17 protein-coding genes are annotated in these 21,579 nt (G+C 41.4%); 11 read left to right on the forward strand and 6 right to left on the reverse strand.

Annotation, left to right across the window (positions count from 1 at the left end; genetic code table 11):
* The first annotated feature begins 361 nt into the window (after positions 1 to 361).
* The gene (locus tag ACHB7C_RS14535) at positions 362 to 1,078 is read left to right on the forward strand and encodes a YoaK family protein (RefSeq protein ID WP_042846762.1); all 717 of its coding nucleotides are present in this window, start codon (positions 362 to 364) and stop codon (positions 1,076 to 1,078) included.
* Positions 1,079 to 1,122: 44 nt separating this feature from the next.
* Here ACHB7C_RS14535 and ACHB7C_RS14540 read toward each other — a convergent pair whose 3' ends face one another.
* From ACHB7C_RS14540 to manD, 4 genes are all read right to left on the reverse strand, one after another.
* Complete coding sequence (locus tag ACHB7C_RS14540; RefSeq protein WP_166686679.1) at positions 1,123 to 2,610, reverse strand: mannitol dehydrogenase family protein; 1,488 nt, start codon at positions 2,608 to 2,610, stop codon at positions 1,123 to 1,125.
* Entirely contained in the window at positions 2,591 to 4,000 is a 1,410-nt protein-coding gene (locus ACHB7C_RS14545) for an MFS transporter (RefSeq protein ID WP_042846759.1), read from the reverse strand. Before ACHB7C_RS14545 ends, ACHB7C_RS14540 begins: the two co-directional genes overlap by 20 nt.
* Before the next feature lie 62 nt (positions 4,001 to 4,062).
* Positions 4,063 to 5,085: a Zn-dependent oxidoreductase gene (locus ACHB7C_RS14550; RefSeq protein WP_395347694.1), complete on the reverse strand. Its 1,023-nt coding sequence runs from the start codon at positions 5,083 to 5,085 to the stop codon at positions 4,063 to 4,065.
* A gap of 24 nt (positions 5,086 to 5,109) precedes the next feature.
* A complete protein-coding gene (gene manD, locus ACHB7C_RS14555; protein ID WP_166686678.1) occupies positions 5,110 to 6,324 on the reverse strand; it encodes a D-mannonate dehydratase ManD in 1,215 nt (404 codons plus the stop codon).
* Between the two features lie 282 nt (positions 6,325 to 6,606).
* Here manD and ACHB7C_RS14560 point away from each other — a divergent pair, with 282 nt between their 5' ends.
* The 9 genes from ACHB7C_RS14560 to ACHB7C_RS14600 all read left to right on the forward strand — a co-directional run bounded on the left by ACHB7C_RS14560 (position 6,607) and on the right by ACHB7C_RS14600 (position 18,460).
* Positions 6,607 to 7,353 carry an FCD domain-containing protein gene (locus tag ACHB7C_RS14560; RefSeq protein ID WP_004906196.1) on the forward strand — a complete coding sequence of 249 codons (747 nt, stop codon included), beginning with the start codon at positions 6,607 to 6,609 and terminating at the stop codon, positions 7,351 to 7,353.
* A gap of 17 nt (positions 7,354 to 7,370) precedes the next feature.
* Positions 7,371 to 8,564: a mannonate dehydratase gene (gene uxuA, locus ACHB7C_RS14565; protein WP_042846757.1), complete on the forward strand. Its 1,194-nt coding sequence runs from the start codon at positions 7,371 to 7,373 to the stop codon at positions 8,562 to 8,564.
* A 599-nt stretch (positions 8,565 to 9,163) separates the two neighbouring features.
* Positions 9,164 to 10,099: a formate dehydrogenase accessory protein FdhE gene (gene fdhE, locus ACHB7C_RS14570; protein WP_048605675.1), complete on the forward strand. Its 936-nt coding sequence runs from the start codon at positions 9,164 to 9,166 to the stop codon at positions 10,097 to 10,099.
* 26 nt (positions 10,100 to 10,125) lie between these two features.
* Complete coding sequence (selA, locus tag ACHB7C_RS14575; protein WP_042846755.1) at positions 10,126 to 11,517, forward strand: L-seryl-tRNA(Sec) selenium transferase; 1,392 nt, start codon at positions 10,126 to 10,128, stop codon at positions 11,515 to 11,517.
* On the forward strand, positions 11,514 to 13,382 hold the full coding sequence (selB, locus tag ACHB7C_RS14580) for a selenocysteine-specific translation elongation factor (protein ID WP_048605678.1): 1,869 nt from the start codon (positions 11,514 to 11,516) through the stop codon (positions 13,380 to 13,382). The genes selA and selB overlap by 4 nt, the downstream gene beginning before the upstream one ends.
* Before the next feature lie 70 nt (positions 13,383 to 13,452).
* On the forward strand, positions 13,453 to 15,111 hold the full coding sequence (locus ACHB7C_RS14585; protein WP_048605680.1) for an LTA synthase family protein: 1,659 nt from the start codon (positions 13,453 to 13,455) through the stop codon (positions 15,109 to 15,111).
* A gap of 239 nt (positions 15,112 to 15,350) precedes the next feature.
* On the forward strand, positions 15,351 to 16,352 hold the full coding sequence (locus ACHB7C_RS14590; protein ID WP_042846752.1) for an NAD-dependent epimerase: 1,002 nt from the start codon (positions 15,351 to 15,353) through the stop codon (positions 16,350 to 16,352).
* Positions 16,353 to 16,387: 35 nt separating this feature from the next.
* Positions 16,388 to 17,554: a nucleotide sugar dehydrogenase gene (locus tag ACHB7C_RS14595; protein WP_048605682.1), complete on the forward strand. Its 1,167-nt coding sequence runs from the start codon at positions 16,388 to 16,390 to the stop codon at positions 17,552 to 17,554.
* A gap of 201 nt (positions 17,555 to 17,755) precedes the next feature.
* Positions 17,756 to 18,460, forward strand: coding sequence for a lipopolysaccharide core heptose(II) kinase RfaY (locus ACHB7C_RS14600; protein ID WP_129467284.1), 705 nt, complete (start codon positions 17,756 to 17,758; stop codon positions 18,458 to 18,460).
* Positions 18,461 to 18,493: 33 nt separating this feature from the next.
* On the opposite strand, the gene thiM is transcribed toward ACHB7C_RS14600, so the two are convergent.
* Entirely contained in the window at positions 18,494 to 19,270 is a 777-nt protein-coding gene (gene thiM, locus ACHB7C_RS14605) for a hydroxyethylthiazole kinase (protein ID WP_395347699.1), read from the reverse strand.
* A 73-nt stretch (positions 19,271 to 19,343) separates the two neighbouring features.
* Entirely contained in the window at positions 19,344 to 20,549 is a 1,206-nt protein-coding gene (locus ACHB7C_RS14610; protein ID WP_048605685.1) for an ROK family protein, read from the reverse strand.
* A 190-nt stretch (positions 20,550 to 20,739) separates the two neighbouring features.
* Between ACHB7C_RS14610 and ACHB7C_RS14615 the strand changes: the two genes are divergently transcribed.
* Entirely contained in the window at positions 20,740 to 21,558 is an 819-nt protein-coding gene (locus ACHB7C_RS14615) for a purine-nucleoside phosphorylase (RefSeq protein ID WP_048605686.1), read from the forward strand.
* Positions 21,559 to 21,579: the final 21 nt, after the last annotated feature.

The following is a 21,579-nucleotide window of genomic DNA, read 5'->3' on the forward strand; positions in this document are numbered from 1 at the left end:
AGGAGAGTTAAAACACTTCACTTTTTTGGTGTTGTTGCCTTGTTGGTTTTAATTGCGAGTATTTCTAGTGAAGTTTTTAATCACGGTTTATTTTGAATTTCAATTCTGAATTTGCATTTATTTTACAGTTGGTTTTTTTATTTTTATTTTTATTTAGCTCTAAAAATAAAAAACGGTTTATTAAGAAATACTCAATTATTGTTCCGCCCTCTATTCATTATTTTGGTTATTTTGGATTATGTATCGACCAAATTGGCAAAAAAACAAATTTATTTAAGACGATTTTTACGGTGCATATCACTTCGATTATGAGTCGGCCGAGCTGCTCAAAAATAGAGAGTTCAATACAGGGAAATAAAATATGACAACCTCTTCACCACAAGTGCCGTTTATGCAATTACCCACTATTGCATTTTTATTAGCGATTGCCTCAGGGATGTTGGATGGCTATGCCTTTTTCACAACGAAATCATTTGCGACGTTTCAGTCGGGCAATATCATCATGCTAGGTTATCAATTTGCTGAAAACGGTCTGGCTGCGGTGACGCCTTATGTTATTTCTATTTTCTCATTTGGTGCGGGAGCTATGTTACTGGCATTGATCCGTTATCGCTATAATACCGATGAGAAAACATGGACATTCACTTTACTGTCACTTGAAATAGCCCTTTTATTGCTGCTGATCGCGTATATTTTTTTATTCAATATCCAATCTAAGGGGTTTCATGCCGTTTGGGCTTTGTCTTTTATTGCAGGTATGCAGGGTAATGCATTCCACAAAATTAATGGCATGTTATACGGGAATATTGCAGTCACCTTAAATGTACAGCTAGGTTTTAGTTCTTTAGCAGAGTCTATCGCATTTAAAGGTAAAGCCAGAAAAAACGCATTGTATAAAAGTTATTGTTATTTTCTGACGCTCTTGGGTTTTGCTGGTGGGGCATTTCTCATGGTATTACTCGCTGATTATGCAAGGGAATATGCATTGTTTGCTACATTAATCCCGTTATGTTTGATATTTTTCTCTGGTCGCCAGTTTTCGAAAGAAAATAAACAGCTACCAATAGATTCGGATTGATGTGGGTGAAAGAGGCGGGGGAAGTCCCGCCTACTAAAATGTTATTATAAGTCGTGCTGGTGGTTGAGAGCTTCAACAGTTTTCTTGGCACCGTTATCACGTAGTGAAAGGTAGAATGCAGTCACCTTTTCAGTAAATAACGAATTATTAACCAGTTCTTCGGTAAACAAACTGTTAAGAGAAAGTAGTGTGCGAACACGGCTTTCATCATCAGTACTGTTTGCAACGAGCTCTGCCAACTTTACAGCCTGTGGGTCGCTGACTTGAATTTCTACGTCATGATCATCTTTTCCGCTGACATAACGCATCCATCCCGCAACAGCTAAGGCTAAATAATCAAATGATTGGCCGTTTTTCAGATGAATTTGGATAGAATCGAGTAAACGTTGAGATAATTTCAATGTTCCATCCATAGCGATTTGCCAAGTACGATGTTTCAACCCCGTATTTTTAAAACGTTCAATCAGGGCATTAGCATAGGCGGGTAAATCCACATTTTTGATGGATAACGTTGGTGCTTGCTCATTGACCATCAGGTGATAAGCTGCTTTTTCATAAGCACTATCCTGCATGCATTCATTAATATATTGGTAACCAGCCAAATAACCTAAATAAGCAAGGAATGAGTGGCTACCATTTAACATGCGCAGCTTCATTTCTTCAAATGGAACGACATCTGTGACTAACTGAGCGCCCGCTTTTTCCCACTCAGGGCGACCCGCGACAAAATTGTCTTCAATCACCCACTGGCGAAATGGCTCACAGGCAATGGCGACTTTGTCAACGACAGGGCCTAGTTGGGATTGAATTTTTTCTGCGGTGTCTGGTGTCATGGCAGGCACAATTCTATCCACCATGGTGGATGGAAAGGTGACATTGGCTTCAATCCAATTGGCCAATGCAATATCCTGTTTTGCAGCCATCGCTAAAATGACATTTTTCGTAATATGGCCATTTTCAGGCATATTGTCACAGGACATGACTGTAAATGGTGCAATACCCAGTGCCTTGCGGCGTTTTAAGGCTTCAACAATCAGACCCGGCAGTGATTTAGGGGTGTTTGGTGAGGCTAAATCATGCGCAATAGCGGGGTTCGCAAAATCAATCGAGCTTGTCGCGGGCACATAACAATAACCTTTTTCAGTAACCGTCATGGAAACGATGGCAATATTAGGGTCTAACATGCGATTGATAACGGCATCAATTCCGTGAATGGTTGGGTGTAATGCTTCTCTTACCACACCGACAGTACGGGTTTGCCAATTATCGCCTTGCATTTCAACTACGTTATAAAGGCAGTCTTGAGCGAGTAAATCTTCAATTTGTTGTTCCCCACCGACTAAATTGACCTCACAAAAACCCCAATCACTCTGCTGCTCCGTAGCTAAAATATCCGCAAAGATGGCTTGGTGGGCGCGATGGAACGCGCCGAAACCTAAGTGAAGCATTTTTACCTTTACCTGCTCCCTATCATAGCTTGGTACTTTGATTGTGGCGGGTAATTGGTTTAGGTTATTGGTTGACAGTTGCATATTTCACTTTACCTTTTTGTTGTTCAGCCTCTTCAACCGCATCCAACGTGCTGGTTAAATCACGATCTTTCACTTCAGGCATGATAATGGCACTGATTAATGAAATGGCAGAGTAAATGATGATCATGATTGCAATTGGCCACCAGCTTCCTGTGATGCTACAGAAAATGCCTGCTAGAACTGGGCCTAAGCCAGAGGCAATTAAGCCACCAATTTCTTTGGCTACAGCCATACCAGTAAAACGGTTACGTGAGTTGAACATTTCAGCCATCGTAATATTTTCTAAGGCAAATAATCCGAGTACTGAACAGTTATGAACGATAATAATACAGATGGTAATTAAGCTAACGCTGTTCGCGCCATCGACGATGACAGATAACATCGGATAGGCGAGCAACATGGCAGATAAGCTAAGAATAATATAAGGAATACGACGACCAAATTTATCTGATATCAGACCAATTACAGGAATAGTTAGGAAACCGACAACGGAGCTGATCATGATCGCATCAGTTGGAATACTCTTATCAAACAATAGGCTTTGAACTAAATATCCTGCTAAGAAAGTTTGAATTAACCCAGAGTTACCTGCTTGGCCGAAACGAATGCCAGTCGCTAACCAAAATGCTTTAGATTTAAACATGGCAAAGAAACTTTCTTTCGGTGGTGCTTGTACTGCGACTTTGGCTTCTTGTTCTTCCGTATTTTGCACTTTCTCAAATACAGGGCTTTCTTTCAGATTCAGTCGTAACCATACTGCAAACAGCATTACCACGAAGCTTGCCAAGAAAGGTACACGCCAGCCCCAAGCCAGTAAGTCTGACTTATCTAACCAGAAGAACATAACAGCCCAAATTGCAGTTGCGCTTAATGTGCCACAGTTTGTTCCCAGACCCACTAATGAGGCCACAATACCACGACGGCCTTTTGGTGCATATTCTGCCAGCATGGTGCCTGCACCCGAAATTTCAGCGCCTGCCCCTAAACCTTGAATAATTCGCAAGAGAACTAATAACAGCGGTGCGAGGATACCTACCTGTGCGTAGGTTGGTAATACCCCGATTAATGTAGTACACACCCCCATCATGGTGATGGTGATAAAGAGTACTTTTTTACGGCCGATTCGGTCGCCCATTTGACCAAAGAAAATCGCACCAACAATACGTGCGACATATCCGGCACCGTAAGTTCCCATAGCAAGAATTAATGCCATTGAAGCGGATTGTTCAGGGAAAAATATTTCATGGAAAACAAGTGCTGCGCCTAACGAGTAAAGCTGGAAATCCATAAACTCCAGAGCGGTTCCTAGCCAGCCTGAAACTGCAGCTTTGGTCAGATCGCCAGAGCTGCGTTCCACTTTCCCTGATGGGTCAATTGACTGAGTATTCATATTATTATCCTATTAATCACGTAGAGTAGTATCCAAAATCGGATTTAGTTTTTTTAATTAAATTAAAAGGTTAAAAGAATTTTACAGCAGGTCTTCTGGTCTTTTTCAAAGGTTAATATTGCCTCTTGCGCTTCAGTGAATGGGAACTGATGGGTTAAGATTTTTGTTGGGTCAATTTTTTTAGATTCTATCCAGCTAATTACTTCTTGGAATTTTTTGGCATTCAGACGCGAAGAAAATAATGAAATCTCTTTGCTGGTAATACTTTGCTGTGTAACGGCACTTGCTTCACTTGAAAAGCCCATAATAGAAACTCTTGCCGCGGGGGAAGCAATCAAGATGGCTTCTTGTAAGATAGCGGGATGGCAAGCTGCATCAAGTACTAACGTTGGGCGGAGCCCCAGTGCTTTGAGTTGTTCTGGCAGTGGGCTTTGTGAATTATCAATGATAATATCAGCACCACAATCTTTTGCTCTTGTTAAACGTTCAGTCACGCGGTCAACCACAATTAAGGTTTTGACCTGATAAACTCCTTTAAGAACCTGTGCGCAGGTTAACCCAATCGTACCCGCACCATAGACTAATGCGACATCATCTTGAGTTGGGTGAACATGCGAAGTCACGTTGGCGGCAATAGAGTATGGTTCAACGGTAACGGCACATTCATCGCTGATTGAATCGGGAATGGTATAAGCGTTTGCCGCAGGGACATTAACATATTCAGTGAACCCGCCATCAGTATGAACGCCTAATACTTCTAGTGTCTCGCAAACATTTGGTTTACCAATTGAACATGGGTAGCAATGACCACAACTGAGAACAGGGTCGATAGAGACTCGTTCACCAATGCGTTTACTGTCTACGCTGGAACCGACTTTTTCAATGACACCGAAAAATTCATGGCCAATCACGCGTGGATATTTTGCAAATGGGTTATGGCCACGGTAGATATGGCTGTCAGAACCACAAATACCGGCTAAGCGAACTTTTATTTGTACTTGATTTTCAGTTGGCTCAGGAACTGAACGCTCTTCAATCAATAATGTATTAGGTTCTTTAATTACTACCGATTTTACAGCTTTCATATTTGACTCCGAATAAAATAAAAATTACCAGTTCCACAACGTGCCGTCTTCGAGACGAGCAACTGGAAGATAAGCTGGGTTGTACGGGTATTTCGCTGCCAGTTTTTCATCAAAATCGATACCTAAACCGGGCTTATCACTTGGGTGCATATAACCATCATTGAACGTCCAGTTGGTCGTAAATACGGATAACATTTCTTCGGAGTAGCCCATAAACTCTTGAACGCCGAAATTTGGTACCCATAGATCAAAGTGTAAGGCGGCAGCATGGCAAATTGGGGATAGGTCAGATGGACCATGAGAACCTGTTCTGACTTGGTAAAGAGAAGCGAAATCAGCAATCCGGCGCATACCCGTGATCCCTCCAGCATGCGTGATTGTGGTGCGGATATAATCGATGAGTTGCTCTTCAATCAATTGTTTACAATCCCAAATGCTATTAAAAACTTCACCTACAGCGATTGGGGTGACGGTATGTTGACGAATTAATCTAAAACAAGATTGGTTTTCCGCTGGTGTTGGGTCTTCCATCCAAAATAATCGATAATCTTCAATACTTTTACCGAAGCGAGCTGCTTCAATAGGGGTCAAGCGATGGTGCATATCGTGTAAAAGGTGTTCATTGAAACCATATTTGTCGCGTACGGCTTCAAACAGTTTGGGCATAAAATCGAGGTATTTTTCGGTTGACCAAAATTGCTCTTCAGGGTGATGGCCTTTTGTGGCAGGTTCATAAGCAAGGTTTTTTCCTTTGCTCTGCCCATAGGTGGTTGCCATTCCTGGTATGCCGCACTGCACACGGATCGCTTTAAAACCTTTTTCTTTATATTTCGCGTAGTTATCTAGTGTTTCGGCAATATCGGTGCCTGTTGTGTGGCAATAAACCATCACCCCTTCACGAGAAGCTCCACCGAGTAATTGATAAACTGGAAGGTTGGCAATTTTGCCTTTAATATCCCACAGTGCCATATCAATCGCAGAAATGGCGGACATCGTAACTGGGCCTCTGCGCCAATAGGCTCCCTTATAGAAGAATTGATAAATATCTTCGATTTTATGTGGGTCACGGCCTATCAACTGAGGACAGAGGTGATCTTGAAGATAGGATGCCACTGAGAGTTCTCTCCCGTTAAGGGTGGCATCACCGAGTCCATATATGCCTTCATCAGTAGTAATTTTTAATGTGACAAAATTACGACCGGGGCTACATACAAAGACTTCTGCTTTTATGATTTTCATTTTGGCCTAAATCCCTATTACTTGTTAACCAACTGATCAACCAAATTACCCCTTTACACTCAAACTGGTTTATTTATTGGTTAACCAAATCTTCTTTTTTTCACTCTATCAATCGATAAATTAAAAAACAATGACTAAAAAGACGACAATAAGTGAATCTGATCACAAATTGGTTAACTAATTTTGCAGAAATAGTGGATAAATTGGTTGACCATTGTGGTGAGGGACGATAATCTACAATGGAAGAACTAAATTTAATTCGACAACGCGTTGTACATATATATGAAAACTCAATACCGCTCGTACCAATACCTAGGTCAGCAGTTAAAAGAGCTCATTGCATCTGGTGAATATCCGATAGGAAGTCGTTTAATGCCAGAGCGTGAGATCGCTAAAAAATATGATGTTAGTCGCTCATTGGTACGTGAAGCACTCATCATGTTGGAAATTGAAAAATTGGTTTCTATCAAGAAAGGTTCTGGTGTTTATGTCATCAATCACCCAGACCTATTAATTGATGAAGTCAAAAGCTTAGACCATGGCCCTTTTGAAATACTGCAAGCGCGCCAAGTGATTGAAAGTGCGATAGCAGCATGTGCTGCTTTATCAGCAACAAAAGCCGATATTCAAGAGATCCGCGCATTATTAGAAGATGAGCGAATCAAAGTCGCAAATAATGAAAGTGACGATGCTAATGATCATAAGTTCCACGTGTTAATTGCTCGCGCAAGCAAGAATGACATGATGGCGAAGATTATTGATGATATCTGGGCTGTGCGGTTACAAAGCCCTATGTGGGATAAGCTACATGAGCATATCGACAATACGACTTACCGGAAGAAGTGGTTGATTGATCATGAAAATATTTTAAATGCACTACAAAAACGTGATCCTGAATTGGCTAAAAAAGAGATGTGGCAGCATTTAGAAAATGTCAAAAATACACTAATGCAGCTTTCTGATTTTGATGACCCCAATTTTGATGGTTACTTATTTGAAACAATTCCTTATCAGACTATTTTTGAATAATCGCAGGAGAAGTACTCATGGAGCATACGTGGCGTTGGTACGGTCCTAATGACCCTGTTTCTTTAAGTGATGCTAGGCAAGCAGAGGTGACGGGAATCGTCTCTGCGCTCCATCATATTCCTAACGGTGAAGTTTGGAGTGTTGAGGAGATTTTAAAGCGTAAATCTATCATTGAAGATGCTGGGTTAGTTTGGTCTGTCGTGGAAAGTATTCCTATTCACGAAGATATTAAAACTCAACAAGGTAATTTTGATTTCTATATTCAAAATTACCAGCAAAGTATCCGTAATTTAGCATCCTGTGGTATTAAGACCATTTGCTATAATTTTATGCCAATTCTAGATTGGACGCGTACTGACCTTGCTTATACGCTACCTGATGGCTCCAAAGCGTTACGGTTCGACAATATTGCCTTTGCTGCGTTTGAAATTCATATTTTAAAACGTAAAAATGCGGCGGCGAGTTATTCAGAACAAGAAGTTAAAGAAGCGGCTGAGTATTATGCCAATATGTCATCTGATGATATCGAAAACCTGATTAAAACCATCATTGCAGGGTTACCGGGCGCAGAAGAAGGTTATACATTAGACCAATTCCGTGAGCGCTTGGCGCTGTATAATAATATTGATGAAAATCAGTTACGTGAGAACTTACGTTATTTCTTGCAGAAAATCGTTCCTGTGTGTGAAGAAGAAAATGTGGTTTTAGCTATTCACCCTGATGACCCTCCACGCCCAATTTTAGGCCTACCACGTATTGTTTCTACCATTGAAGATATGCGGTTTATTAAGCAAAGCTGCGATAGCATTCATAATGGGTTTACTATGTGCACAGGTTCTTATGGTGTGCGAGCCGATAACGACCTAGTAAAAATGATTAATGAATTTGGTGATCGTATTCATTTCACACATTTACGTTCAACGGTGAGAGAAAACAACCCAAATACTTTCCATGAAGGAAATCATATTGCAGGCGATGTCGATATGTTTGAAGTGGTCAAAGCCATTTTAGCGGTTGAACAAAAACGCCATGCTGCGGGGCTTGCACCAATTCCAATGAGACCAGATCATGGTCACCAAATTTTGGATGATTTGAAGAAAGTGACTAACCCGGGTTATTCCGCCATAGGGCGTCTAAAAGGTCTAGCGGAGGTTAGAGGTTTAGAGCTCGCAATTAAACGTATGTATTACCCTGAGTTACTGAAAATCTAAAGACTAACTGGTTATTAATGATATTTGCTTTTTATTTGGTATTTTGATTGTACCAAAGGGGCTGTTATACCTCTAAGGAAGCAAAATTGTTATTTTATTAATACGCGACCGAATAGTATTTGGTCGCGTATTTATTGACCATAAGTGCTTTTTATATTTATCTTTATCTAAAAGATACAATAGATATTAATTATATTTATGTTTTTATTTCGTTCTGATTGAACAACAGCAATAAAAAAACATCTTGAAATAAGGACAAAATACCAATTTCTGTTGCAAATAGAAGGCTGTTTACATCATAAGCTTGCAGTTATAATCACTCCAAACCACAACTCCAGAATTTTTATCCTAGAGATAACAATTTATTTATATCAAATAAAACAACCATCATCCTGATTTACATTTACCTTGATCTACTACGGGGTTATATCATAGATAATTCGAGGGCCAGAGTAGCCTCAACGCTACTTTTGTTTTATCCTGAGTATTAGAGCACCGCTTTCGCGGATATAAAATATGATGAGCAAAGACGCTTCGGGAAAATGGTCAGCCATTTCTCGGGGATTGTCGTTATAAAAAAATAGAAAAGAGAGAACGCAATGGGTATTCGTATCGTTCCTAAAGAAGAGTTAGGGCAAGAAAGATTGAAAGAAAAAGGAATTGGTTTTATTCCTCCGGTTCTATTTCCTAACCTAAAAAGTTTATATCAACGCCGTGCTGAGCGGTTGAAAGAACTCGGTATTGGCGAGCATCCCTTTGCAGATTATCTGAATTTTGCAGCTGAAGTTGCTACTGCGCAACATAATGCACAACATGATAATCCATTAGACGTGGATATGGCGCCTATTCTTGAGCGTTCAATTAATACAAACAACTCCCCCTTAGATGCAAAAACCTTCCCACGTACAACACATTGGCACAAATTATTGACCGCTATTATCGCTGAGTTAATGCCAATTGTCCCTGAATCAGTTCGCCCAGCATTAGAAAACTTAGATAAAGCATCCGAAACTGAATTAGAGGCAATGGCGACCGCGTTATTAAATGAGGAGTTTGAGAAAGTCCCTGCGGAAAAATCCATGTTTATTTGGGCTGCTCTATCTGTGTATTGGGCGCAAATGGCTGCAAATATCCCCGGTAAAGCGCGCGCGGAACATGGTGACCACCGTCATTTCTGCCCAGTATGCAATAGCATGCCTGTATCAAGCATTGTACAAATTGGGACTTCGCAGGGGCTGCGTTATTTACACTGTAATTTATGTGAAACCGAATGGCACATGGTGCGTGTGAAATGCAGCAATTGTGAGCAAACAGGCCAACTGAATTATTGGTCACTGGATGACGAAAACGCAGCCATTAAAGCGGAAAGTTGTGGTGATTGTGGAAGTTATCTGAAGATCCTTTACCAAGAGAAAGAAGCTAAAGTCGAAGCAGTTGCTGATGATTTAGCATCAATTATTTTGGATGCACGTATGGAAGAAGAAGGTTTTGCACGTAGCAGTATTAACCCGTTCTTATTCCCTGGTGAAAAATAAGCGGTAACAAACAGAGAATCGTAACTATGGCTGAATCAAATTCTGTTTTATATCGCCAACTTCCTGCAATCGATAAATTATTGCAGCTTGATGAAGTACAAGTATTGGTCGAGCAATCAGGATTGCATTGGGTAACAGCATGCTTACGTGAAATGCAAGAACAAGCCCGAACTTGTATTTCACAGTTTGGAAAATTACCTGCTTGGCACGATGACTGGCTAAAAGAACTATCCGTCCGCCACCAAACATTAGGGCAAAGTGCGTTAAAAAGCGTCTTTAATCTAACGGGGACGGTACTGCATACCAATTTAGGTCGAGCAGTAATGCCAACCTCGGCGATTAATGCAGTTAGCCAAGTGATGAATTCGCCAGTTACATTAGAATATTCTCTTGATGGCGCCATGCGTGGTCACAGAGACCGCGCGATTGCGGATTTACTCTGTGAATTAACAGGGGCAGAGGATGCATGCATTGTTAATAATAACGCAGCGGCAGTTTTGTTATTATTGGCAACAGTCGCGAATGGTCAGCAAGTCATTGTTTCTCGTGGTGAACTCGTCGAGATTGGCGGGGCTTTTCGCGTACCAGATGTGATGGCACAGGCCGGTTGCCAACTGGTTGAGGTGGGCACAACAAACCGTACTCACTTACGTGATTATGAAAATGCAATTAATGAGCAAACTGCATTGTTAATGAAGGTGCATACCAGTAACTATAGCATCGAAGGGTTTACTGCTGAGGTAGAGGGAGATGAATTAGCGGAACTGGGCAAAAAATACCAGTTACCGACGGCGATTGACTTAGGTAGTGGCTCCATGATTGATATGACAACCTTGGGGTTACCCGCTGAGCCAATGCCTCAAACCTATCTTGCTCAAGGTGTTGATTTAGTTTCTATTTCCGGTGATAAGCTTCTTGGTGGGCCACAAGCAGGGATTATCTTAGGGAAGAAAAAATGGATTGAGGCAATCCAAAAGCACCCGTTAAAACGCGCACTGCGCGTTGATAAAATGGTGTTAGCTGCGCTTGAAGCTACCCTAAAACTCTATTTAACCCCTGAAAAACTAGTTACTGAGTTACCGACCTTGCGATGGCTAACCCGTGAGCCAGAAGTGATCCAAAGGAGCGCGGAAAATATCTTAGTAGCACTGCAAGCTTTTTACGGTGACAAGTTTATTGTGGAAGTTGAGTCTTGCTTATCGCAAATAGGAAGCGGCTCGCTACCTATTGACCGGTTACCGAGTTTTGCGGTGACTTTTGCACCATTAGATGGAAAAGGCAGTACGCTGGAACAACTTGCCTCCCAATGGCGGCGGCTACCTCAACCCGTTATTGGTCGTATGAAAGAAGGCAAGCTGTGGCTTGACCTGCGTTGTCTTGATGATGAACATGCTTTATTACAGGTTTTACTTTCATGATTTTTGCGACAGCTGGCCATGTTGACCATGGTAAAACATCATTAATTCAATTGATTACAGGTATAAATACATCTCACCTTCCCGAAGAAAAAAAACGTGGGATGACGATTGACCTCGGTTATGCCTATTGGCCGCAACAGGATGGTAGTGCAATCGGCTTTATTGATGTGCCAGGGCATGAAAAATTCTTAGCGAACATGCTAGCTGGGGTTGGCGGCATTAACCATGCTCTACTGGTTGTGGCATGTGATGATGGTGTAATGGCTCAAACACTTGAGCATCTATCCATTTTAAGGCTCGCTGGCTGCCAAGATATTACGTTAATCCTTACCAAGGCTGACCGAGTTGACCATTCACGTATTGAACAAGTGATACAACAAGCTAAATCAGAGCTAGCACGGCAAGGTTGGCCTGACGCTAAATTATTTATCACCTCTAGCGAAGATGGGCGTGGTGTTGAATCACTACGTTTATATCTACAACAGTTACATCAACTCAATGGCGCTCATGAAAATTTGCAGCGCCGTTTTCGTTTAGCCATTGACCGAGTTTTCCATGTAAAAGGGGCTGGGATTGTGGTGACGGGAACTGCGTTAGCAGGGAAAATACAAGTCGGGGACTCACTATGGGTTACTGGTGCAGATAAACCGGTTAGAGTCAGAGGGGTCCATCGGCAAAATCAATCCTCAGACTGTGCGCAAGCGGGTGACCGTGTGGCATTGAACCTATCCGGTGATATCGCGAAAGAAGACATCACTCGAGGTGATTGGCTGTTGTCTCAGCAACCGGCCTTTATTGCAAACCGTGTGATTGTTGAGCTGGAATGTGACGCATTAATTAAGCATTGGCAACCTGTGCATCTTTATCATGGAGCAAGTCACATTACCGGACGCGTATCTTTATTAGTGGAGCAAGGAGAAACCCCCATTCTTGCCGAGTTAATTTTAGATACTCCATTATGGTTAGTGGATAATGACCGGCTGATTATCCGTGATATAAGTGCTCGCCAGACATTAGGCGGGGCACGTGTGATCCGCTTAGTCTCCCCGCGTCGTGGCAAAAGGCTTCCCGAGTTTTTAGATTGGTTATCAAAGCTGTGTAAAGAGCACGATGAGCTTGCGCATTTTAAGTTACAACTTCCTCAGGGGGAGCTTAATTTACAGGAATACAGCTGGGCGCGGCAATTAACCCATGAAGCGGTAGAAAGCTTATTGGTGCAAACAGATGCAGAGCGTGTCGGTAACAATGTACTGTCAGCATTTAAAGCCCAAGTGGCTAAAGAGCGTTTAGTACAGACCCTTGAGAAATTTAACCAAGTCCATAGTGACCAAATCGGGGTTGGGAAAGCCCGATTAAAACGCATGGCGCTCCCTTCTATGAGTGAAGCGCTAGTGTTTAAGCTGATTAATGACCTTATTGATGAAAAGGTCATTAAGCAAACGCGCGGTTGGTTACATATGCCTCAGCATGGGTTGGTTTTCGACGCTGAGCAACAATTAATTTGGCAGCAGATTTACCCGTTATTTTCTCGTAATGAGGCTTGGTGGGTACGTGATCTCGCATTAGAAAGTGGCTATGAAGAAGAGACAATGCGGCGCGTACTTAAAAAAGCCGCACAAATGGGGTTAGTTATCGCGATTGTGCGTGACCGTTATTACAGCAATGAGCAAATTAGCTATTTTGCTGCGAAGATCCATCGTTATTGCTTAGAAAATGAAGTGATTTTTGCGGCGGATTTTCGTAATCAATTGGGCATTGGTCGAAAACTTGCGATTCAAATTCTTGAGTTTTTTGATAAAAGCGGTTTTACTCGTCGTAAAGGCGATGGGCACTATTTGCGTGATAAAGGGATTTTCGTTGAATAAACTGAGTGTTTTATTCCGTTATAGTAGTGCTTCATAGCAAACCTTCAATATTAACCTTGTGGTAAAACCGATGAAGAAAAAGTTATTTGCAGGCTTTTATCTGGCATTAATTTTTATTGGCTCACTTTTTTTAGTGTTTGAAAAAGGGAGTGTGATTTATCCTGCGCTGATTTCAATCAGTGTATATGCTGCCTTATTTGGTGTTTTAATGGTGCTTACAGCTCGCTGGTTATTTTCAGTGGTTATTACCAGTACCTTGTTTATTATCATTAAATTTTTAAACCAGTTAAAAGTTCATTACTACAAAGAACAACTTTTCTTCACCGATATTAACATCATGACCGATACCTCCAATATGGGCACCTTGGGCCATTATTGGTTAGCGGGTGTTGCCTTGGTCGCCTTGGTTATTTTGCTAGTGGTTAATGGTGTTATCAGTTGGCGCCTAGTGTCATCATCTAAATCATTAACTTCACGTATTGTTGGGCTGATCTTAGTTGTTGCGGGTTATTTTGGGGCGAGTTTTACAAGCGACCATTATTATGATCGGTGGTCTCAAACTTTACCTAAGGGCCGTGGGACAGTCACAAATATTATCATGTCTGCAAAAAACTCGAGTTATCAATCACCACAATTTGCAGGTTCTGCGGATTATTTCATCGAGAAAGCGGCAACGGTAACGTTAGAAAATACAACGCCTTCAGAAAAGCCAGATATTGTTTTATTACTTCAAGAATCAACGGTTAACCCAAATATTTATGATTTACCTGCTGGGACAAAACTTCCTGAATTATTCATGTTCCAGCAAGATGAGGGTGTTGCTGCATCTAGCCAAATGCGGGTTCAGACTTTTGGCGGTGGTACTTGGTTATCAGAGTTCTCAGCGCTCACAGGTTTAAATAGTGATGATTTTGGTGCACAAAAAAGCGGTGTTTTTTATTTTATTGTCGATAACTTAAAAAATAGTCTATTCAAAGAAATGAAAGCCAATGGCTATTACACAGTTGTCTTAACACCGTTTAATAAAGGGGCTTACCATTCAGGCCATGCTTATGAAACCCTCGGTGTCGATAGAATTATCCAGCCACAAGAACTCGGTTATCCAGGTAAATTACAAGATAATCTATGGACAATCAGCACGGAAGATATGCTGAAATATGTCAAAGAAATTTTAGCAAAAGAAACGGACAAACCTGTTTTTATTTTCTCTTTAACAATGTATGAGCATGGGCCTTATAAAGAGAGCCACAGTGATGATTACGGGATAAAAGACAAAATTAAACAGGCAGATGCTGCCGGTGAATTTAGCCACTATATGGAGAAAATTATTGCCTCAGATGCATCAATCCGTGACTTTGCTAGCTTTATTGAAAAGCGAGACCGCCCACTAATGTTCTTGTATTTTGGTGATCACCAGCCGGGTATTAGTTTAAATCAATATAATTCCCCTCTGTCGTCACCAGCTTACCTGACTCAATTTACGTTACGTGATAATTTGAAATCAGGGACACACATTGAAATAGGCCCATTAACCGATATTTCCTTCTTAGGGGGTATCCTATTGGAGCGCGCAAATTTAAAGGTTTCGCCATTCTATGAGGCTAATATTAAGATGCGCCATCTTTGTGAGGGTAAATTGAATGATTGCGAAGACCAGAAGCTACTAGATAGCTATCGTAATTATATTTACCGCACTTTAAAATCCGCAGATAAAGTAGATAACAACTAAATATCAGTAAGTTGTGGCAGGTATCTAACCATACCTGCCACTGATTTTATCTTTATATCGTCTACCTTTCTTCCTATCTAACCTTAACGTTTCTTTAAAAGGAAAATTTTTTATTTATTATTCGGTTAGCGATAAAACCATTTTTGACTTTTTGTGTCTTATATTCAGGTCAGTTTATTTAAATGACCAAAACGCTCAATTAGAGCTTGGAAATGGTTTAATGCTAGAAGATGGTGAATATGAAATACTTGGTCACGGGAAGTGCAGGCTTTATTGGTTTTAGGCTATGTCAGCGTTTATTAGAAAGTGGGCATGAGGTCGTCGGTATTGATAACCTTAATGCTTACTATGATCAGGGCCTTAAACAATCCCGCTTACATTTATTAGAACAATTTCCGCTATTTCGTTTTCTTCACCTTGACCTAACCGATCGCGAAACCATCAGGGTATTGTGTACCCAAGAGCAATTCGATAGGGTTATTCACCTTGCGGCACAAGCGGGGGTTCGTTATTCGTTGGAAAACCCATTTGCTTATGCAGATAGCAATTTAACGGGTCACCTAGCTATTTTAGAAGGTTGCCGCCAAGCTAAAGTAAAACACCTTGTGTATGCTTCTTCTAGTTCCGTGTATGGCGTGACAGATAAGGCCCCATTTACTACCGATATGCCAACCGATCACCCAATCTCATTGTATGCAGCAACGAAGAAAGCCAATGAATTGATGGCGCACTCCTATTCACATCTATACCAGTTGCCTACAACAGGGCTGCGCTTCTTTACCGTTTATGGCCCTTGGGGCCGGCCAGATATGGCCTTATTTAAATTTACTAAAGCTATTTTGGCGGGGGAGCCCATTGATGTCTATAATAACGGCAATCTCAGCCGTGATTTCACTTTTGTTGATGATATTGTCGAAGGTGTGATCCGTATTTCGGATATAATTCCACAAGCAGACCCGCACAATAACGGTGCCTCACCGGCAGAAAGTAGTGCGCCATACCGTATTTATAATATTGGTAATGGGCAGCCCGTTAAATTGATTGAGTTTATTTCAGCGTTGGAAAAAGCGCTCGGTAAAGAGGCCATTAAAAACTTCTTACCTATGCAAGCAGGGGACGTCTACACAACTTGGGCAGACACTGAAGACCTATTTAATGTGACAGGTTATCGTCCACAAGTGTCTATTGAGCAGGGTGTTCAGGCCTTTGTTGATTGGTATCGTTCTTATTACCATCAATAAAATAATACATCCGTAGCAGAAATTGAGAGGCAAGTTTGAAAATAGCAATCGCAGGGACCGGCTACGTCGGCCTATCTAACGCCATGTTACTGTCACAAAATCACGAAGTGGTTGCAGTCGATATCATCCCTGAAAAAGTGGCAATGCTAAACAATCATCAATCACCGATTGTTGACGCTGAAATTGAGCAATTCTTAACGGAGAAAACGCTCAATTTCCGTGCCACAGAAGATAAAAACGAAGCCTATACGGGCGCGCAGTATGTGATAGTGGCGACGCCAACAGACTACGACCCAAAAACCAATTACTTCAATACTCAATCGGTTGAATCTGTTATTCATGACGTGAATAACATTAACCCCGCAGCGACGATTATTGTGAAATCCACCATTCCTGTGGGCTTTACTGAGCGTTTACGTGAAGAGTTTGGTTACACCAACGTGATTTTCTCCCCTGAATTTTTACGTGAAGGCCGTGCTCTGTGGGATAACTTACACCCTTCCCGCATTGTGGTCGGGGAGCGTTCTGAGCGTGCAAAGGTTTTTGCTGATTTACTGCTAGAAGGTGCAATTAAAAAAGACGTTCCGGTGTTATTTACCGATGGAACCGAAGCCGAAGCCATTAAACTGTTTGCCAATACCTATTTGGCGATGCGAGTGGCGTACTTTAATGAACTCGACACTTATGCAGAAAGCCGTGGTTTAAATGCACGCCAAATCATTGAAGGTGTCTCTTTAGACCCACGTATTGGTAGCCATTATAACAACCCATCATTCGGTTACGGCGGTTATTGTTTGCCGAAAGATACCAAACAGCTACTGGCTAATTACGATGACGTGCCAAATAACTTGATTAACGCCATTGTCGAATCCAACCGTACCCGTAAAGACTTTATTTCTGATGCCATTATTGCTAAAGCACCACACAAAGTGGGGGTTTATCGCTTAGTGATGAAAGCGGGCTCTGATAACTTCCGTGCTTCAGCGGTACAAGGTGTGATGAAACGCATCAAAGCCAAGGGCATTGAAGTGGTGGTGTATGAACCTGTTTTAAATGAACCTGAGTTTTTCCGTTCAAAAGTGGTCAATGACTTAGCGGAATTTAAGGCTCAATGCGACATTATTTTAGCCAACCGTATGGTGCCTGAGCTGGAAGATGTAGCGAGTAAAGTCTATACCCGTGACTTGTTTGGTAACGACTAAGCTTATCAACCTGAAATAGATTGGTCATCGAATTGGCCAATCTATGCGTCAAGTCCCCGTATTGTCGCTAAAACCCTATCTATTTTGTGCTAAATGCCACAATTACTCATTTTATTCGCTGATTTTGCAAGAATCGCTAAGAAATGCCTTTTCCCCTTTGCTAGCATCAGCTGATCTACTTAAATAAACTGGCTTTTTGTCATGCAAAAAATAATAAAAAAACAAATGGATAGTTTTGTGACTTATCAAAAAGAGGGAACAATCGATTTTTGGCAGGTTATTAATGATTTTATTCAAGGGAAAATTGATGGCAAAAATTTAGGTAGTGGCAATATCGATAGAAGTGTTGCACGTATTAATATTGATGGTCGGAATTTTATTATTAAGTGTGAAAAAGAGCGTGATAAACGCCTTGAAAAGAGAATAATGCGCATTATCTCTGGGCCTTTTTATTCAACCTTATTAAAACGCTTAGTTGTCGCTCAAAATAAAGGCTGTACTGTTACAAATGATATTTACTTTGTGGCTGAAAAAATAAAATGCCGTGAATCAATCGAAACGTGGATTATTGCTGAGTATGTAGAAGGGACAGTACTCTCTGAGCTTGACGATATCACGCCTTACTATGAGGAGATGAAATCGGTCATTCATCAGTTACATCAATACGGGTTATCTTCTAATGATGTCCATACGGGGAATTTTGTTTTAACGGACAATGGATTGAAAGTCATTGATTTATCAGATTATGGTAATTTGTCTATTTGCAAAGCTAATGACTTAATTGCTTTACAACGTTTTTACGGTATCGAACCTGATCACAAAAACCTTATCTATCGATTTATTCGTTTCAGGGATAACTTTCGCCATTGGTCGAGAAAACTTAGAGGAAAGAAAACGCGGTTATAACTTAGCGACTTTATTTTCTTTATCAATAAGTGATTAATTTAGCTGGTAAATGGCATCTAAAAATTCAGGGATAAAACTGCCTGTACCGTGGCACCGTTGTGTCGCTGTTTCTCCTGCTTGTTTCATTAATGCGCATGCTGTTGCAACATGCTGTAAACGGTCGCCAGTTAAGGTACAAAATGCGCCAACAACAGCAGAAAGCGCACACCCAGTGCCAACCACTCGAGTCATTAATGGATGACCCCCTATGACGGCAATCGTTCGCGCCCCATCGGTGATGTAGTCAACTTCGCCGCTAATTGCCACGATTGTAGCCGTTTTTCGCGCTAATAACTGAGCTGCCGGTAGAGCATCACTCGTGGTATTCAGGGAATCAACCCCCCTCCCACCAAGGCTTTCACCGGCTAATGCCATGATTTCGGATGCATTGCCACGAATAGCGGCGGGTTTTAGTGTGAGTAGCTCTTGACAAAATTGTGTCCGAAAACTCAGCGCCCCCACGGCAACAGGGTCTAACACCCACGGCTTATTGGCAGCATTAGCACTCTGTACCGCTAAACGCATAGCATGCTGCCGCGGTGCAGTTAGCGTGCCTACATTGATTAATAACCCACTGGCTATGGCAGCAAATTGCTCCGCTTCTTCGGGCTCAATGACCATGGCGGGGGAACAACCCAAGGCAAGAAGTACATTGGCTGTAAAGGTTTGAACGACATCATTGGTCATGCAGTGGACAAGGGGAGAGGCAGACTTAAGTTGCTGTAATATATTTGATTTTGTTACGTTGTCGATACTTTCAAATTCAGCCATGTGCCCCTCTCGCATAATAGAAACTGTAGAATAACTCATGCAGTTTACAGGTTATAATCATTAATGAAATAGCTTAATAATCAGAAAGATAGTTTTGTATCACCATCCCCCCAGCCCCTTGAGCGACAATTTCATAAGAGTCATTCGCTGGGTAAATACGTGTTTTAATATGCGGGAAAATAGACAGTTTGTCTTCAATGGATTTTTTAGTCACCGCAAAAAAGTGGTTTTTAGGTGTTAATGTGCCCCCGCATACAACGACATCCGCTTGCGTGATCAAAACGGCATTAGCAATCGCAATACCATAATAATAGGCAGCTTCTTCAAGTGCCTCAAGACACAATGCATCATTCAAGGTTAACGCTTTGAAAATAATATGGTAATTAATCTCAGATTCATGATTAACTAATTCATTGATAACTGAGGGCTTTCCTAAGCGAAGTTGTTTTATTATTCGGGTTTTAATCGCAGATAGTGAGCTATACTGCTTTAAACAGCCAAATGACCCACATTCACAGCGTTGGCCATTGATATCAATCGTGGTGTGACCAAATGCTTGGGCGGTACTGATAGGCGCAGGGGCGTAGTGATTATTAATTATGGTGCAGCTGCGGATGTCAGTATCACAAGTAGTGAATAAAAACCTTTGGCTATCAGAGGTATAGCGTAAGCGATATTCAGCAAAAGCCGCAAAGCTGATCCCACTCCCAAGTAATACAAAGCAAGGTACTTTGTCAGTAATATAACGATATAGCTCTTGTATCCGGGCGCTATATTGGTGATAAGGTAGTTTATCGCGCTCTAAAATATGGTCGATAGCAATCCCTATGCCAAGCAAGCTTTCAAGCTTGAGATGGTGTTCCTCAAGCAGGGTGTTAACCTTATTTAGCAGATGATCTAGCATGTTTTCTGCTGTTTCTAAGTGTTCATATTTCACTTTGACCATGCCTAAAATATCCAGCTTTAGGTTTTGTAAAACAATGGTCGAGTAGATATCACTCATTTCAATCCCAACTAAATAACCATCAGCAGGGTTGATGCTATACAGAATGGGTTTACGCCCACCAGTTGATTCTCCGAGTTCTGAGGTCGAAATTAATTGGCATTTACTCAGCTCATCAAGCAGCCTTGCACAGGTGGCAGGCTTCATACTGGCCAATGATGCCAAGGTTTCAGCTCTAATTGGACCATGGTTAAGAATCAACCGATAGAGGACTTTGAGTTTTTGTGTTTTTGAATTTTTTGAGGTGCGAAATTCATTTAATAGTGTATGTAACAAGCGCCCCGCTCCTTTCTATTGCCAACTCTTGCGCTAGAGATTAGCAAATCTACGCATAAAATACTGTTTCGTCCGACACATCATACCGAAATACTTTTTCTTAAAATGAGATTAAGATCGCTGTTCTGTTTTTAAATTGCTTTATGATCGATTTTAACAATTTTTAGTCGATGTCAATTTGGAGACCGCCATGCATCATACAAAAGATATTTTAGAAAGCTTGAGTTTTATTCAGTCTCGCACAGATATGAAACCTACTGTTGGCATTATTTTAGGGTCAGGATTAGGGCCATTCGCCGACACATTAGAAAATGCGGTACATATTCCTTATAGTGAAATTCCCCATTTTGCGAAATCAGAGGCGGTTGGTCATGCCAACGAGTTAGTCATAGGGACTATCGCAGGCAAAAATGTTGTTGCTATGAAAGGGCGTTTTCATTATTACGAAGGCTTTTCCCTTGATCAAGTCACTTTCCCTGTGCGTTTAATGAAAGCTCTGGGTGTCGAAAAACTGATTATTACTAATGCTTGCGGTGCAGTGAATACTGAGTTTAACCCAGGCGATCTGATGATTATCACAGACCATATTAATTTGACGGCGAACAACCCATTAATTGGGCCAAATAACCCTGAATTAGGTGTGCGCTTCTTGGATGTTAGCGAAGTCTATAACAAAGAGTTACGTCAAACGATTAAAGATGTTGCCACAGAGCAAGGGGTCAGTGTGCGTGAGGGCGTATATGCATGGTGGACAGGGCCAACTTATGAAACACCTGCCGAAATTCGCATGATCAGAACGTTAGGCGCTGACGCCGTTGGGATGTCTACTGTACCTGAAGCCTTGGTTGCTCACCATTCACAAATTAAAACAGTCGGGATTTCCTGCTTAACCAATATGGCGTGCGGTATTTTAGAACAACCTCTCAGCCATGACGAAGTGATTGAAACGGCAGAAAAAGTCAAAGCAACTTTCTTGAAGTTAGTGACAGGTGTGATTGAACGCTTCTAATTTTTTAAGCTTCTTTTTCTC

Source organism: Providencia sp. 2024EL-00732 (assembly GCF_044006275.1).
GTDB lineage: Bacteria > Pseudomonadota > Gammaproteobacteria > Enterobacterales > Enterobacteriaceae > Providencia > Providencia huashanensis.